At 68.5% G+C, this 15,242-nt stretch carries 13 protein-coding genes; 9 read left to right on the top strand and 4 right to left on the bottom strand.

From position 1 onward, the window contains the following. Positions 1 to 60: 60 nt before the first annotated feature. The 3 genes from DDQ50_RS16985 to DDQ50_RS00940 are packed head-to-tail and all read right to left on the bottom strand — an operon-like array spanning position 61 to position 3,744. Positions 61 to 660 carry a TetR/AcrR family transcriptional regulator gene (locus DDQ50_RS16985; RefSeq protein ID WP_165829642.1) on the bottom strand — a complete coding sequence of 200 codons (600 nt, stop codon included), beginning with the start codon at positions 658 to 660 and terminating at the stop codon, positions 61 to 63. Positions 661 to 679: 19 nt separating this feature from the next. After that, on the bottom strand, positions 680 to 2,308 hold the full coding sequence (locus tag DDQ50_RS00945) for an amidohydrolase (protein ID WP_116754869.1): 1,629 nt from the start codon (positions 2,306 to 2,308) through the stop codon (positions 680 to 682). Beyond that, positions 2,305 to 3,744: an APC family permease gene (locus DDQ50_RS00940; protein WP_116754868.1), complete on the bottom strand. Its 1,440-nt coding sequence runs from the start codon at positions 3,742 to 3,744 to the stop codon at positions 2,305 to 2,307. The genes DDQ50_RS00945 and DDQ50_RS00940 overlap by 4 nt, the downstream gene beginning before the upstream one ends. A gap of 205 nt (positions 3,745 to 3,949) precedes the next feature. On the opposite strand from DDQ50_RS00940, the gene DDQ50_RS00935 reads away from it, so the two are divergent. Both DDQ50_RS00935 and DDQ50_RS00930 read left to right on the top strand, forming a co-directional pair. After that, complete coding sequence (locus tag DDQ50_RS00935; RefSeq protein ID WP_116754867.1) at positions 3,950 to 5,155, top strand: acyltransferase family protein; 1,206 nt, start codon at positions 3,950 to 3,952, stop codon at positions 5,153 to 5,155. A 50-nt stretch (positions 5,156 to 5,205) separates the two neighbouring features. After that, the gene (locus DDQ50_RS00930; RefSeq protein WP_116754866.1) at positions 5,206 to 6,171 is read left to right on the top strand and encodes a DNA topoisomerase IB; all 966 of its coding nucleotides are present in this window, start codon (positions 5,206 to 5,208) and stop codon (positions 6,169 to 6,171) included. A 221-nt stretch (positions 6,172 to 6,392) separates the two neighbouring features. On the opposite strand, the gene DDQ50_RS00925 is transcribed toward DDQ50_RS00930, so the two are convergent. Further along, positions 6,393 to 7,787 carry an aldehyde dehydrogenase family protein gene (locus tag DDQ50_RS00925; RefSeq protein WP_240614189.1) on the bottom strand — a complete coding sequence of 465 codons (1,395 nt, stop codon included), beginning with the start codon at positions 7,785 to 7,787 and terminating at the stop codon, positions 6,393 to 6,395. 196 nt (positions 7,788 to 7,983) lie between these two features. Here DDQ50_RS00925 and DDQ50_RS00920 point away from each other — a divergent pair, with 196 nt between their 5' ends. The 7 genes from DDQ50_RS00920 to DDQ50_RS00895 all read left to right on the top strand — a co-directional run bounded on the left by DDQ50_RS00920 (position 7,984) and on the right by DDQ50_RS00895 (position 15,226). Then, positions 7,984 to 8,628, top strand: a complete 645-nt coding sequence (locus DDQ50_RS00920) for a response regulator (protein ID WP_165829641.1) — start codon at positions 7,984 to 7,986, stop codon at positions 8,626 to 8,628. Between the two features lie 219 nt (positions 8,629 to 8,847). Then, positions 8,848 to 10,827, top strand: a complete 1,980-nt coding sequence (locus DDQ50_RS00915) for a sensor histidine kinase (RefSeq protein ID WP_133245874.1) — start codon at positions 8,848 to 8,850, stop codon at positions 10,825 to 10,827. 366 nt (positions 10,828 to 11,193) lie between these two features. After that, complete coding sequence (locus tag DDQ50_RS00910) at positions 11,194 to 11,859, top strand: hypothetical protein (RefSeq protein ID WP_133245873.1); 666 nt, start codon at positions 11,194 to 11,196, stop codon at positions 11,857 to 11,859. A gap of 85 nt (positions 11,860 to 11,944) precedes the next feature. Next, positions 11,945 to 12,649, top strand: a complete 705-nt coding sequence (locus tag DDQ50_RS00905) for a hypothetical protein (protein ID WP_116754862.1) — start codon at positions 11,945 to 11,947, stop codon at positions 12,647 to 12,649. A gap of 428 nt (positions 12,650 to 13,077) precedes the next feature. Beyond that, positions 13,078 to 13,779 carry a hypothetical protein gene (locus DDQ50_RS17125; protein ID WP_165829640.1) on the top strand — a complete coding sequence of 234 codons (702 nt, stop codon included), beginning with the start codon at positions 13,078 to 13,080 and terminating at the stop codon, positions 13,777 to 13,779. Positions 13,780 to 13,820: 41 nt separating this feature from the next. Further along, positions 13,821 to 14,420 (top strand): signal peptidase I, encoded by a 600-nt coding sequence (locus DDQ50_RS00900; protein ID WP_165829639.1) that lies wholly within the window; start codon positions 13,821 to 13,823, stop codon positions 14,418 to 14,420. Positions 14,421 to 14,428: 8 nt separating this feature from the next. Continuing rightward, positions 14,429 to 15,226, top strand: a complete 798-nt coding sequence (locus DDQ50_RS00895) for a hypothetical protein (protein WP_116754860.1) — start codon at positions 14,429 to 14,431, stop codon at positions 15,224 to 15,226. Positions 15,227 to 15,242 lie beyond the last annotated feature (16 nt).

Below are 15,242 nucleotides of genomic sequence, written 5' to 3'. Positions count from 1 at the left end.
ATGACACTGTCATATAAAAACGAGCGGGTTCAACTCCCCAAGGTTTCGGGGAGGTAAAAGCTAGGCCGCAGGAACGACGAGCGTCGTGACGAATGCGGTCACGAACGACTCGCGCGCTGTCCTGTCGATGCGCTCGGGGTACACCTGATCGGAGATCAGAACGCCGTCCACGAAAACGGACAGCATCTCGGCAACCGTCGCCAGGGAGTGGACAAGGCGGTAGCGACCATCGGCGGCGCACGCCGCGAGATCCTCGGCGATGTCCGCGATCCACTGGTCGTTGACCTCGGCGACCGCCCCGCGCAGCGTCTCGTTGTCGTGGAGTCGTCCCACGAAGTCGAGCCAGAGCTTGTTGTCCAGCCGCGAGTCGTCGTCGTGGGGGAGCCAGGCCATCACGGTCGCGAGGAGGCGATCGCGAGGGTCCTCGATGGAACTGACCGAGGAGGCGTCCGGGAACGCCCGTGAGAGCGCGTAGCGGTAGGAGAAGGCCATCAACTCGTCGCGCCCGTCGAAGTAGTGCTCGACCACTCCGCGGCTCCAGCCGGACTCAGCGGCGATGTTGCGGATGGTCGCGGCGTCGATCCCGCCGCGTCGGATCACCCGGAGTACGGCCGCGGCGAGACGGTCCCGGCGTTCCTCGCGATCGATGATCTTCGGCACGGTCCTCCTCGATGCGACGTCACGGCATACTATCCGCCGCGTAGACGGTCTCCCCGGCGACGACGGTCTCGAGCACGGTGCTCTCGTTCGCCGGACCCGGCCCGGCGGGATCGCGGTCGAGTAGGACGAAATCGGCGTGGGATCCGGCGCGGAGGACGCCGTTGTCGTCGAGGCGGCTCGTGAAAGCAGAGCCGGAAGTGTAGGCGTCGATGATCCGCGTCGCGGGGAGCCGCTGCCACAGCGGACCCGTCGGCCCGTCTCCGTGGATCCTCCGCCGGCTCCCTGCCGTGATGGCGTCGAGCGGTGCGGCGCTGGACACGGGCCAGTCGCTCCCTGCGCTCCATCGGAAGCCGGCTGCGTCCCACTCGGCGAGAGCCGACTGGCGGGCGCGGCGCTCGGGTCCGACGAAGATCTCGTACTGGGCGAAGTCGAGGAAGTCGTCGGCCACCCAGATGAGCTGGGCATTGGCGGTGACGTCGAGCTCCCGGAACCGCGGGACATCGGACGGGTCGATGAATGTCACGTGCGCGACTTGATGGCGGGTGCCGCGGTGCCCGTTGGCGTGGCGGGCCGCGTCGACGGCGTCGAGGGCGTCGCGGACCGCCCGGTCGCCGAGGGCGTGGATGTGCACGTCGAGACCGGCGGCGTCGAGGGCGACGAGGGCCTCGTCAAGCAGGCCCGGTTCGATCATGGTGGGGCCCGAGTTGCCGAGGGGTCTGCCGGCGGCGTCGTTGTACTCCGCGAGCATCGACGCGGTCCCGGCCTCGTGCACGCCGTCGAGGAGGATCTTGACGGCGGGGGCGGACAGGCGTGCCCCCGTGAAGGCCCTCGCGTGCTCGAGGATGTCGGGGACCTGCTCCACACCCCGCGCACGGTCCCAGCCGATGGCTCCCGAGACTCGCGCGGTGATGCGCCCTGCCGCGTCGAGCGCGAGATAGCGCGCGGTCGGGTCCTCGCCGCCGTGCTTGTCGCCGAGGAGTGCATCCTGCCAGCCGACGACGCCGAGCGAGTGGAGGTGCGCCTGGGCCTCGAGGAGGGCCTTCTCCGCGACCGCCTCCGACGGCGGAGGCGAGAACGACATGACCCGGGCCATGGCCTCCTCGTTGACGAGCCCGTTCGGTGCGCCGTCGTCGCCCCGCTCGACGTACTCGCTCGAGAACTCCTGCGAGTCGAGAAGCCCCGCGGCCCTCAACGCGACGGTGTTCGCGAGGCCGCCGTGGAGATCGCTGTTCACCATCAGCACGGGGCGGTCTCCGATGACGGCGTCGAGCTCGCGGCGGGTGATCCGTTCGCGGGCGACGAGCACGGCGGAATAGCCGGCGGCGACGATCCACTCGCCGGGCGGGGTCACTGCATCGAGTCGGCGGAGCTCTGCCCAGTAGCCCTCGACGCTCTGGATGCCGGCGAAGCCCGTGGCGAGCAGTTGGAGGCCGCCCATCAGCGGGTGCACGTGGGCGTCGATGAAGCCGGGAAGCACGGTCGCGCCGCCCAGGTCTCGGACGACCGTGCCGGCGGGGACATCGTGGGGCTCGGTGAAGCCCAATGCGACGACCCTTCCTCCGGACACGAGCATGGTCGTCGCGGAGGGAAGGAGGGGGTCGCCGGTGCGGATGCGGCCGCCGATGTAGAGCGTGCTGTTCGAGGTCACGACTCGATTGTCTCGCTCGCCCGGGCGACCGGTGCCGGCGCGAGCGCCGTGTTGCGCGAGCGCGCCACGGTGACGAGGGCCCCGGCCGCGAAGGCGATGACGGGCGGCAGGACGAGCAGTGTGTTGGCCACCGGACCGAGGCCGGTGAGGTAGTCGAGCTGCTGCACGACGATGAGGACGAGCCCGGAGAACAGGGCCGTCGATACGGCGGAGACGGCGATGAGGATGCGCCGACGGGCGACCTCGGACGTGCGGATGAAGAACACCAGGGCGGCGAGCGCCGTCAGGGTCATCGTGACGAGCATCCCGACCACCCCGGGGGTGCTCACGAGGATGTAGGTCTGCAGGTACGGGTCGAGATTGAGGACGAGGGATACCGCGATCACGACCACCGCGAGAGCGCCCTGGGTCAGGCCTCCGACCCTCGGCGCTCCGCGCTTCGTGATGGTTGCGAAAGCCCGGGGGAGCAGACGGTCTCCGGCGAGCTTGGCGGCGTAGCGGTTCAGCATGTTGTGGAAGGCCAGGCAGCTGGCGAGGATGCTCACCAGGACCAGCAGCACCAGGACGGTCGACGCCCACGGTCCGGCGTACCGGTCCGCGATGGCGAGGACGGCACCGGCGGGATCCGCGCCGAACACCGTCATCACGTCGGGGCCGGCGGCCTGGACGAGCAGCCACAGGAAGAACGTGTGGAACAGTGCGATGAAGGCGATGACCACGAAGAGGGATCGCTTGATGGTGCGGTCCGGGTCGCGCGCTTCGGCGCGGTAGACCACTGTCGACTCGATGCCGAGGCAGGAGGCGAAGGCGAAGAGGATCGCGATCGCGATCGTCGGGGTGAAGACGTTCTGGGGCGCGAAGGCGTCCAGCGAGAGTCCCATGGCGCCGCCCTGGACGAGGATCGATACCGAGATGACGGCGAGTACGACCATCTCGATGACGAGCAGCACTCCGAGCAGGCGGGCGTTGACCTGGATGTTCAGCTGTCCGAGGGCGACGACGATGGCCACCGCCACCAGAGCGGGGATCCACCACGGCGTGGCCACCCCCGCAACGCCGGTGAGCACCGTCGAGCCGTAGACGCCGAAGAGGGCGAAGCCGCAGACCGCGAGGGATGCGTAGGCGAGGAGCGTCATCAGCGCTGCGCCGTTGCCGGACGCCCGTCCGAGGCCCCGCTCGATGTAGGAGTAGAAGGCGCCAGGTGCGGCGACGTAGCGGGTCATGGGCAGGAACGCCACGGCGAAGAGTGCGAGGACCACGCCGATCACGAGGAACCCGACAGCGGCCCCGGGTCCGCCGAACAGCAGGGCGAGGGGCGCGGAGCCCAGAGCGACGGAGAGGGGGCTCGCGGCGCTGACCACGAGGAACGCGATGGCGGGCACGCCGAGGACGGCGCGCCGGGCATTGCTTGCGGAGGGAGCTTCTGTCGACGTCATCGCGTGCGCCTTTCGAAGGGGGAGAGGTGCCTGTTTTTTTATGACAGTGACAGATAAAAGGCGATCGGGGTACTCCTCCTCACACTCCGTAACACGGAATTCACGACCAGGAAACACGAGGCGGCCTGCTCGCCCCCCGCGATCTCCTCCGCCGCTTCGGTTGCGCTCCCAGTCAGCACAAGGCCGTGTCGCCTAGCGTTCCAGGATGAGCGCGCGCGCGACACCGCTCCGGGAGCGATCCGGCGTGCGCCCGGAGATCCAGGCTCTCCGCGCCATCGCCGTGCTCGCCGTCGTCATCGGCCATGTCTGGCCCCGGTTCGCACCCGGAGGCTTCGTCGGGGTCGACGTCTTCTTCGTCATCTCGGGGTTCCTCATCACCGGCCAGCTGATCCGCGAACGCGAGAGGACCGGCACGATCGCGCTGCGCTCCTTCTACCTGCGCCGCGCCCGCCGGCTGCTGCCCGCCGCCATCGTCGTGCTGGCGGTCTGCGCGGTGCTCACCCTCGTCTTCGTTCCTCGCGGACTCTGGGAGCAGTACCTGGGCGAGATCGTGGCGAGCCTGCTCTACGTGCAGAACTGGTTCCTCGCCATCGCCAGCCTCGACCCGACACGCGCCGTGCTCGATGCCTCGCCCGTCGTGCACTTCTGGTCGCTGTCGGTCGAGGAGCAGTTCTACCTCGTCTGGCCGCTTCTAATCATCCTCTGCTACGCGGCGATCGGGGTCCTCGGGCGCCGCGGACCGAGGATCGCACCGGTCTTCGGGGTCGTCCTCGGTGCCGTGACCATCGCGTCGTTCGTCTACTGCGTGCTGCAGACAGGGGTGTCGGCGTCGGATGTCGCCTACTACTCGACCTTCGCCCGCGCGTGGGAGTTCGGACTCGGCGGTCTGCTCGCCTTCCTGCCGCTCGCCCACTCGTTCCTCACTCCGCGGCAGCGGGGAGTGATCTCGTGGCTGGGAGTGGCCGCCATCGTCGGAGCGGTGCTGGCGTGGCGCGATCCCGGAGCCTTCCCCGGCCCGCTCGCGGTGGTGCCGGCCCTCGGTGCTGCCGCCGTGATCATCGCCGGAGCTCCGGAACTGAGCTGGGGCACCATCCGGATCGCGCGGCTCCGGTTCGTCCAGTGGCTCGGCGATGCGTCGTACTCGCTCTACCTGTGGCACTGGCCGATCATCGCGTTCCTTCCGTTCATCACCGGGGTCCCGACGCCCTGGTACGTCCTGATCGGCGTGCTGGCCCTCTGTCTCGTCGTCGCGGGACTCAGCCTTCGCTTCATCGAGAACCCCATCCGCTTCCGCACGCCCGGTTTCGTGCGTGCCCGGACGGCGATCCTCGGCGGCCTCGTGGCGCTCGCGGCCGGAACCGTCGGCGCGAGCGCCTGGGGAATCTGGGCGGCGGCGGCCGAGTTCGGCTGAGGCACGGACACTCGGCGAGCCCTCAGACGGGGGCGTCCTATACTCGCCGCGTGCGACTGCGGAGGACGAACTCGACCGGCCAGGGGTTCCTCCGCGTGCGCGCAGGCTCCGGATTCTCGTATCGCAGCACGAAGGACGGCGCTGTCGCCGACACCGAGCTGCGCGAGCGCTTCGAGCGTCTCGGCATCCCACCCGCCTGGAAGGACGTCTGGATCTGCCCCTACGACAATGGGCACATCCAGGCGATCGGGTACGACGCCGCCGGGCGGAAGCAGTACATCTACCACCCCACGTGGCGTGAGAAGAAGGACCGCATCAAGTTCGACCGTGCCATGGAACTCGCCGAATCGCTGCCGACCGCTCGGCGGCGCGTCACAATGGATCTCCGCAGCGACGGGCTGACCCGTGAGCGGGCCCTGGCTGCGGCGTTCCGGATGCTCGACACCGGCTCGCTGCGGGTCGGGTCAGAGCGGTACGCGGAATCGAACGGAAGTCACGGCCTCACGACCCTGCTGTGCAGCCACGCCCGCGTGCACGGCGACATCGTCGAGCTGAAGTTCCCGGCGAAGAGCCACAAAGCGTGGGAGTCGGACATCCGCGACAAGGATCTCGCCGCGATCGTCCGCCAGCTGAAGAAGAGAGGCCCCAACGCGCGTCTCCTCGCCTACAAAGAGGGTACGACCTGGCATCCCCTGACCGCGGCCGAGGTCAACGAGTACGTGCGCGAACGGACCGGCGGCGAATTCACGGCCAAGGACTTCCGCACCCTGCACGGAACGGTCGCCGCGGCGACCAGCCTCGCGAAGCACGGGGTCGAGGCGGCCAAGACGGCGCGCACCCGAGCGGTCGCCCAGGCGATGCGGGACGCCGCGGAGGTGCTCAGCAACACCCCCAGCATCGCCCGCGCCAGCTACGTCGACCCTCGCCTCGTCGACCGGTACCACTCCGGAGAGACCATCGACCCGTCACGTCTCGGCTCGGCCGAGAGCGAGATCCGCGGGCTGCTCTTCCAGTAGTCGGGTCGCCTTCGGGTCGCTCATTTCGACGGGCTCAATGGGCGGGGCCGCCGCCCGTTGAGCTCGTCGAAACGAAGGGTGTGGCGCGTCGCGGGGGTCCTTCCTTCGCTGCGCTCAGTGGGCGGGGGGCGCCGCCCGTTGAGCTCGTCGAAACGAAGACCGTGGGCAGGGCGAGGCCGCTCGTTGAGCTCGTCGAAACGAAGGCCGGGTAGCGGGCTCCGCTATCTGCGGCGGAGACCGCCGAGCAGGAGACCGATGAGGCGCTTGCGGCCGTCCGTGTACGGCGCGCGCAGCAGCGCGAGGGTGTCGGGACGCTGCGGCTTGTCGAGCACGGCCTTCTCATGGCTGAACACCCGGACGGAGCGCAGTCCGTGATAGCTGCCCGTCCCGCTGGCGCCGACCCCGCCGAACGGGAGCCCCGGCACGCTGAGATGGACGACTGCCGCGCCGAGGACGACGGCTCCCGAGCTGGTGCGGCGCAGCCAACGACGACGCGTCGCCCGATCGGTGCTGAACAGGTAGAGGGCGAGCGGCTTGTCCCGCGCGGCGACGGTGGCCAGCGCCTCATCCTCATCCCGCACTGTGACGATCGGCAGGATCGGGCCGAAGATCTCCTCGCGCATGACAGGCGAATCGATGTCGACGCCTGTCAGAACTGTGGGGGCGATGTAGCGCTGCGATCCGTCGGTCTGCCCGCCGGCAGCGACGGTGCCGCTCCCGAGCAGGGGAACGAGGCGTTCGTACTGACGCTCGTCGACGATGCGGCCGTAGTCGCGGCTCGTGGAGGGGTCGGTTCCGAACTGGTCCCTGATCGCCTCGGCGAGGAGGGGCACGAGCCTGTCGGCCACCCGCGGCGTCGCCAGCACGTAGTCGGGGGCGACGCAGGTCTGACCGGCGTTCAGGTACTTCCCCCAGACCAGGCGCTGGGCCGTCGTCCGCAGATCGGCCGTCTCGTCGACGTAGGCGGGCGACTTGCCTCCCAGCTCGAGCGTCACCGGGGTGAGGTGCTTCGCAGCCGCCTCGAGGACGATCCGGCCGACACGAGCGTTGCCCGTGTAGAAGATGGTGTCGAAGCGCTGCTCGAGCAGAGCCGTCGTCTCCGGAACCCCGCCTTCGACGACGGCGACGGCCCGGCTGTCGAGGTAGCGGGGGAGCAGATCGGCGAGGACAGCCGAGGTGGCCGGGGCGATCTCGCTCGGCTTGAGGACCACGGTGTCGCCCGCGGCGAGCGCTCCGATGAGCGGCGAGACCGACAGCATCAGCGGGTAGTTCCAGGGCGCGATGATCAGAGCCACACCGAGGGGCTCCAGCACTGTTCGGGCGGAAGCGGGGAGGAGCACGGCGGGTACGGCGACGCGACGCGGACGCAGCCATCCCCTCAGATGGGAGAGGGTGTGGTCGACCTCGGCGGTGAGGAAGGCGATCTCGGTCACGAACGACTCGGTCGGCGGCTTGCCGAGATCCGCGGCCAGGGCGGCCTCGAGATCGGAGCGACGTTCGCGCAGCAGCCGCCCCAGCGCCCGGAGCTGCCCGAGCCTCCAGGAGAGCGGTCTCGTCGCACCGCTCTCATATGTCGCCCGAAGGCCCGCGACCAGGGAACCGGCGTCGACGTTCACACAGCGCACTGTATCCCTGTTGGTCGAAGCGGGGGTCGAGGAAAGCCCGTCGGTTCGGGGTATCAGGGCCCTCGACCGGGTGTCCCGAGAAAAGGGGATGCCGCCGATGTCGTACGACCGGAATGATCAGAGGGCAATTGAGTGCAGTACCACCGCCGATCCGCGGAGGGCACTCCGGTTCGGGGGGACTTGCAAGATGTCTAATGGCTCGCGGAGCATCCTGGTCGTCGAGGATGACCCGTTCACCCGCACGCTCGTGAGCGACTCGCTCCGAGGTGCAGGCTACGAGGTGACCGCGGTCGACGCCGTGCACACGGCGATGACCGAGCTGGGGGAGACCGACTATCACGTCGTCGTCTCCGACCTGAACTTCGGATCGGGACCGTCGGGCGCCGATCTCCTCGCCCGCGTCTACGAGGACCAGCCCTGGGTCGGAATGGTCGCACTGACCTCGCACGCATCCCCGGAGCTCGCCATCGGACCCGATGCGCGTCTGCCGGAACCCACCGTCTACCTCGTGAAGTCCGAGCTGCGCGATCTGCGCACCCTCGTCAACGCGGTCGAGGCGGCGCTCGCCGGAGAGGTCTCGCGTCGCGAGGCGCCGGTCGAGACCATCGAGGACCGCACCACCGTCACCCGCAGCCAGGCGGAGGTGCTCCGCATGCTGTCCGAAGGTTTCGCGACCTCCCGCATCGCCCAGCACCGCAACACCACCGTCCGCGCGACCGAGATGATGATCCAGCGCCTCTACGAGAAGCTGGGACTCAAGCAGGCGAGCGATTACGACCCGCGCACCGGGGCTGTCCTGATGTGGCAGCAGGGCCGCGTACGTGTCCACTGACAGCGCCCGCTCGGGTGTCACCGTCGCCGATGTGCGCTCAGCGAACATCGGCGAACGGACGCGGTTGCAGCGTCGTGAACGGTGCCTCATGCTGAAGGAACTCCCCGCCCCGCTCGGGTCGGAGCCGGGGAGCTGGAACGTCACCGGGGGGTGGCGTGACGACAGCGATGACCGTCCTGTTCGGGGGAACAGCCGGTCAACGGGGCGAGGGGAGCCGACATGGCGCCCCTCTCCCGTCGCTGGCCTCTCGCGCGACCGCGTAGACCGGTGACCGCCCAGGTCGCGGACCCCCGCGTCCCCGCCGACGTCATCCGCACCGGTATCCGCACCCGCCTCTCGGGGGGGATCATGCGGCTGCCCGCTCGTGTGGATCACCTGCTCGAGCTCGCCGGCGGCAAGTGGGCCTTCGCCTGGTCGTCGTACGCCTTCCTCTTCTTCCCCGCCGTCTTCGCGGTCGCCGCTCTCGAGGCGCCGACGGGTTTCACCACGCTCGGTTCGATCGGCGTCGGCGCCATCGGCGTCGGCAGTGCGCTGATCGTCGGCATCGTCTTCAACTACACGCTGCTGCGCCACCGCACCACGCGGCGGGTGCACGTGCTCGTCCTCGTCTTCTACTGGGTGACGTTCGGCGTCGCCCTCGGGCTCAGCCGCGCCCTCTCGGTGATGGCGTGGACCGACGCGGATCCCGACCTGGTGCTGCGTCTCGTCGGATCGATCTGCGGAGCGGTGGTCTGGGTCCCCGCCGCGGCGATCGTGCAGGCCATGCTCGACATCCGGCGCCAGCGGCTCGAGGAGCTCGAGGCCAACAAGCGCCGTCTCGAGCGCATCCGCGACAGCGCCGAGACGAGCCTGGAGGAGCAGACCGCTGCGCTCTCCGCCGCTGTCCGCACCGCGGTGCAGCCTCACATCGATCGCCTCAGCGAGCGGGTCGCGGCCATCAACTCGAGCCTCACCCGCAATGTGCTGAAGAACCTCGCGGGCGAGATCAAGGGCGTCTCCGACGACGTCGTCCGCCTGACCAGCCACCAGGTGGTCGAGCCGGGAAGCATCGAGATGCAGCGGAGCATGCGCCGCCCGCGGATCTTCAACAACATCGTGCTCGAGGTGCTGATGCGCCCGATCACCTGGCCGTGGGTCGGCTCGTTCATGATCATCCTGGGCACCGGTCCGGAGATCTTCCGCACGTCGGGGCTCGGCACGGTGCTTCTCGGAACCGGCGCCATCCTGGCCGCCACGGTGGTCCTCACCCTGGTCGAGCACTTCTCGGCGCCGATGAGCAACCGACGGGCTGCGCTCTTCCAGTGGGGCCTGCTTGTTCTCATCGCGGCGGGCGTCGGACTCGTCCCGCCGCTCGTCGAAGGGATCGGGCCCAACTTCAAGGTCGACACCCAACTGACGCCGATCTTCCTCTTCGTCCCGCTCGTCGCTCTGGGAACGCTGATGACCTCGATCGCGGTCGCGACGCGGCGTCAGACGCTCGGTCTGATGAACGAGCTGGAACTGATGAACCAGGAGCTCGAGGCCGTTGCACACGGCGCGCACCTGCAGGCCGACGATGTCCGGCGCCGGGTCGCAGCCCTGCTGCACGGTCCCGTCCAGGGGCGACTGTCGGCGGCATCGATGCTTCTCGGTCTCCACCTGAGTCGCCAGTCGAACCGCACGACCGCCGAAGTCATCGAGGAGACCGCCGAGCTGATCCGGGCCGCGACCGCGGATCTGGCGGAGCTGGCGACCGTCCGCACGGAGAGACACTCGGTCGACGACGTTCTCAGCTCGCTCCGCACGGACTGGAGCGGCATCGTCGAGATCGATTGGACCTACGATCCCGTCGCGTCGATGTTCCTCGAGGCCGATGCCGCGCTCGGCGCTACGGTGAGCGAATTGGTCGTCGACATGATCACGAATGCGGCGCGCCACGGTCGGGCACGGCACGCGCGGCTGTCGGTCCACGCGAAGCCGGAGTCCGGCGGCCCCGGTTCCGCCAAGCGCCTCGTGCTCGAGGTCCGCTGCGAGAACGACGGCAGCTTCGCGCCGGCGGCACCGTCGGAAGGCGGCCTCGTCGGAGCGCTCCTCAGGACGATGGGCGGCACCTGGACCGTCACCGGCGAGAACGGCGCCGTGCTCTCGCTCGCGACGATCCCGCTGCGCACGAATGTTCGCAGCGCGAACATCGCGCCGACGGCCGAATTGGTCCACTGATCCGTCCCACGCCAGACTCGTCATCACCAGAGGACGCCGGGTAGCTTCCTCCTGGATCGCGCACTTCGGGTAGGGGCGCAGGAAACAGACGAGTCCGCCGTCGCATTTCGCGGACCTGGGGGAAGAACGCGGGGGCGTTCTTCCCCCCTTCTCGTTAACCTCTCCCTTCGCCCCGCGCATCCCCTGCATATGTCGTCGGGAGTTTCTGCGGCGTGTCGGCGAGGTCTGGCCGGTTTCTCAGGGAACGATGCAATCCGTGACCAACCTTCAAGTGGTCATCGAAGGGTTCAGGGGAGCCCTGCGCATCGGGGGACGTCGGTTTCGGACCCTCTCGGCGCGCGCGTCAGCGATTTTCTAGGGGGCGCCGTGGATTCGACGGCTTGCGTTTTGACACCGACCGATGTCCGGCTCGGAACGACGGGTGTCGACGTGTCGACATGGGTGGTCGTGGCAGGAGCTGCGATCGCGCTCGGCGTGCTGCTGCTCGCCATCGTGCTCATCCGGCGCCGCGGCAGGGGCTCAGGGAAGGGGACCGGATCCGGTCGCTCGCGCACCCTTGTCGGCGTCTCGCTGGCGCTCATCCTCGCCTCGGCCCTGAGCATCAGTCCCGGCCAGCGCGCCCAGGCCGCGGAAGCCACGTCCGGGACCTGCGAGCTGCTCTCGTGGTCGCTGCTCCAGGGGAGCAGCACGTCGTCGACCACCGTCGGTGCGATCCCGCAGGAGCTGACGACAGTCGACCTCACCAACATCACGACGTTCCCGATCGAGATCTCGTTCCGCACCCAGGTCACCCAGGACACCGGCGACCTCGCCCCCTGGGTTCGTCTCGTGGGTGACTGCGCTCTGTGCAACCCTGCGGCGATGTACGACGACGTCCTCTCGTCGACGACTGCCGGGCCCGCGACCCGGGTCGAGGCGGGGCAGACGATCCGGGTCGTGTTCGAGGGGAGCCTCGTCTCGTCGGCACCGGCGAGCACGCAGAACCAGAGCGCCGTCTACAACCTCGTCGCGAGCGCCGCCCAGATCCCCTGATCGGTTCCGCGACACATTCCGACCGCGGGACGCCGACGACCGGTGTTCCGTGTCATCACCCTTCATGAGAGAGAGCAGCACGAACATGACCGCAATCGCCACCCGCCGTCGCGAATCGCAGAGCGTGGACCCGGCCCGTAGGCGTCAGCGCTTCCTCGCGCTCGGCCTGGCAGGTGTCGTCGTCGCCGCCGGTGTCGCCGGGGCCGTCGTCACCTCGAGCGCCTACTTCACCGACGAGAAGACCGTCACCACGAACACGGTGCAGACGAACAGCATCACCGTCGGCCTCTTCGACGGTGCAACCGATGCTTCGGCGCTCACGTCCTTCTCGCTCGCGAACCTCGCCCCCGCGAGCTCGGCCGACCTGACGGCGCTCAAGCCGTCGATGAAGGTGTTCACCGTCAAGAACGTGGGCACCGGAAACTTCACCTGGACCGGCGACATCGACACCTTCTCGTTGACCAAGACCGATGGAAGCGCCCTCCCGAGTACCACTGTCGTCGGCGGCGGTTCGCCCAGTGCGACCGATGCCCAGGCCAAGATCTACGTCCAGTTCGGCACGCCGACGACCCTGTCGGCCGGTGTTCCGACGGCCGTCACCTGGGAGACCGCTCGCACGCTGACGGATGCCCTCGTGTCGACCAACAAGGAGATCGCGGTCACCACCCTCGCGGCCGGTGTGACCTCCACGAAGGTCGTGCGCTTCTACATGGACCCCACGGCGACGAACGACTACCAGAACGTGAAACTGACCTACACGCTCAAGGTCAACGCCGAGCAGATCCACTGAGTCGTCTCGGCGGGGACGCCTGATACGTCCCCGCCGATAACCGAATAGGCCGGCATCCGACGCAATTATTTGCGCCGGATGTCGGCTTTTTCGCGGCGTCGCGAACCGTGCGTCGTCTCTATTCGGCCTGATAGCGAGGGGCGATATTCAGGCGGCTCACGGGCGGCGAATTCGGCGAAAAGAAAAAGATCAAATCGGCGGCGTGTCTTCCGTCCGAACCGCGCGTCGGCCCGAAAATTGCATCCAGACAGCTCCTTCAAGGTCAACTTGAGGGTTCGGGGGAGGAGTCGCGGCCCGGTCCATCACGAGGTGGGGTCGCGACTTGGCTGTCGAGGGTGGCCTGCATTTCGTAGCGCGACCGACACCCGAACTACGAAAGCGTCGACGTCCGTCGCATGCTCCAGGCACAACAGAAAGCAGATCCTCCCATGACCGCAACCGCGGCGACCCGTCGCCCCGTTTCGTCCCAGAAGCCGGCCAAGAGCCGCAAGCGCACCTTCGGGATCGGCCTCGCCGCTCTCGTCGTCACCGCCGGTGTCGCCGGCGCCGTCGTCACCTCGAGCGCGTACTTCACGGACGAGCAGACAGTGGCGACCAACACCGTCAGCACGAACTCGATCAAGCTCGGACTCTTCGACGGGCAGACCGCAGCGTCCGCGCTCGCCACCTTCTCGCTGACGAACCTGGCCCCGTTCACCTCGACGGACCTGACCAACCTCAAGCCCGCCATGAAGGTGTTCACGGTCAAGAACGTCGGAACGGGTGACTTCACCTGGACCGGTGACATCGATTCGCTCGTCTACACCAAGACCGACGGAAGCGCGCTGCCGGGTACCACCGGATCGGGCTCGCCGAGCGCGACCGACGCCGGGAGCAAGATCTACGTCCAGTTCGGAACACCCACCGCGTTCGACGGCAACGGCGTCCCGACGGCCGTGACGTGGGAGACCGCGCGCACGCTCGCCGACTCGCAGACCGCGGGCAACAAGGAGATCGCCAGCACGACGCTGTCGGCTGCCGCGACCTCGACGAAGGTCGTCCGCTTCTACCTCGACACGTCGGCGACGAACGACTACCAGAACGTCAAGGTGCAGTACACGCTCAAGGCCAACGCCGAGCAGATCCACTGATCCGTCGGGGAGGGGCGCCGTGCGCGTCCCTCCCCGAGGCAGTGCCCCGAACCCGACAGCCCTCACGACCCGAACCCGTCCTTCGGACCCGAACCAAGGAAACTCCGATTCGCGCCCTCAGTTCCGCTCGCTGGATCGCCGTCACGATCCTGACGATCGCGCTCGTCGCTCCCGCGTGGTACATCTACGCCGGCCAGCGCACCGTCGTGACCGTCGACGGCGGATCGATGGCGCCCGTGCTCCAGCGCGGCGACGTGGTCATCATCGGGCCGCTGTCGGGAGACGGACTCCACCCCGGCATGATCGTGACGGTACGCGGCGACGACCAGTCGTACTACACGCATCGCATCGATTCGATCGACGCGGACGGGCGCATCCATCTCAAGGGCGATGCCAATCCTGCGGTCGATGTCTCGACCCGCTACCCCGACGACGTCCTCGGCGCCGTCCAGAACATCCTGACGCCGCCGTGGGGAACGATCCTCGTCCAGCTCCAGCTGTGGCCGCTGCGTCTCTCCGTGCTCGTGACGATCCTCGGTCTGGCGCTGCTCCCGTTGCGCCGCCGCTCCGACGATGCAGATCAAGAGGAGTGGGAGCCCGTCGCGCTCGCCACCGCTCCTGCGGAGGTGCATGCCCGATGAGTGCGGTCATGACAACGAATCGAGGCCGCCGGGCCGCTTCGGGGCTGCGGGCCGAGGGTGCGCCGAGCACTGCTCCTCGCACGGCCGAGGACGACGAGCTCGACAGGGCCTGGCACCGCATCGTCGACGAGGTGCCCGCACCCCGGCGGCGTCGCGTGACGACCGCCGCCGGTCCGGCACGTGCGCGCATCTCGATCCGCGCTCGAGCCCTCAAGGGGATCTCCCGCGGGGTGCTCGCGGTCATCGCCGTCATCGCCACCCTCACCGGAACCGCTGTTTTCGCGACCGGCGCCTACTTCACCAATCAGGCGTCCATCGGCTCCAACACCTCGACGTCCGCGACGGTCAAGGTCTCGCTCAAGAACGGCTCGGCGCCCAGCCCGACCTGGACGGCGACGGGACTCCTCCCCCTCAGCACGACCGATGCGAACGACACGACCAGTGCCGCGAAGGGGATCATCGTTCCCATTCAGCTCTCGAACGACGGGTCGGTGTCGTCGGACTGGTCGTTGACCGTCAACCAGGTCACCACCCCCGTCTCGGCGCTGACCCAGTACGTACGAGTCGCGCTGTCGACGGATGGCGGGACGACCTGGGGAACCCCGGTCGCGTTGAACGCGGCGACCCCCGTCTCGGCGACGGGCACCGCCCTCGCCGCCGGCACCAGCGCGAATCTCGCGATGCGATTCTTCCTCGTCTCGACCACGCCGAACTCGATGAAGAGCACGAGCGTCAACTACACCATCACCGCCAAGGTCATCCAGAACGGCATCTCGATGACCGATCCGAACGCGTCGTTCTCATGAGCGCGGCCACCATCAG

Source organism: Amnibacterium flavum (assembly GCF_003097495.1).
Lineage (GTDB): Bacteria > Actinomycetota > Actinomycetes > Actinomycetales > Microbacteriaceae > Naasia > Naasia flava.
This window is presented reverse-complemented; position numbering and strand designations above follow the sequence as displayed.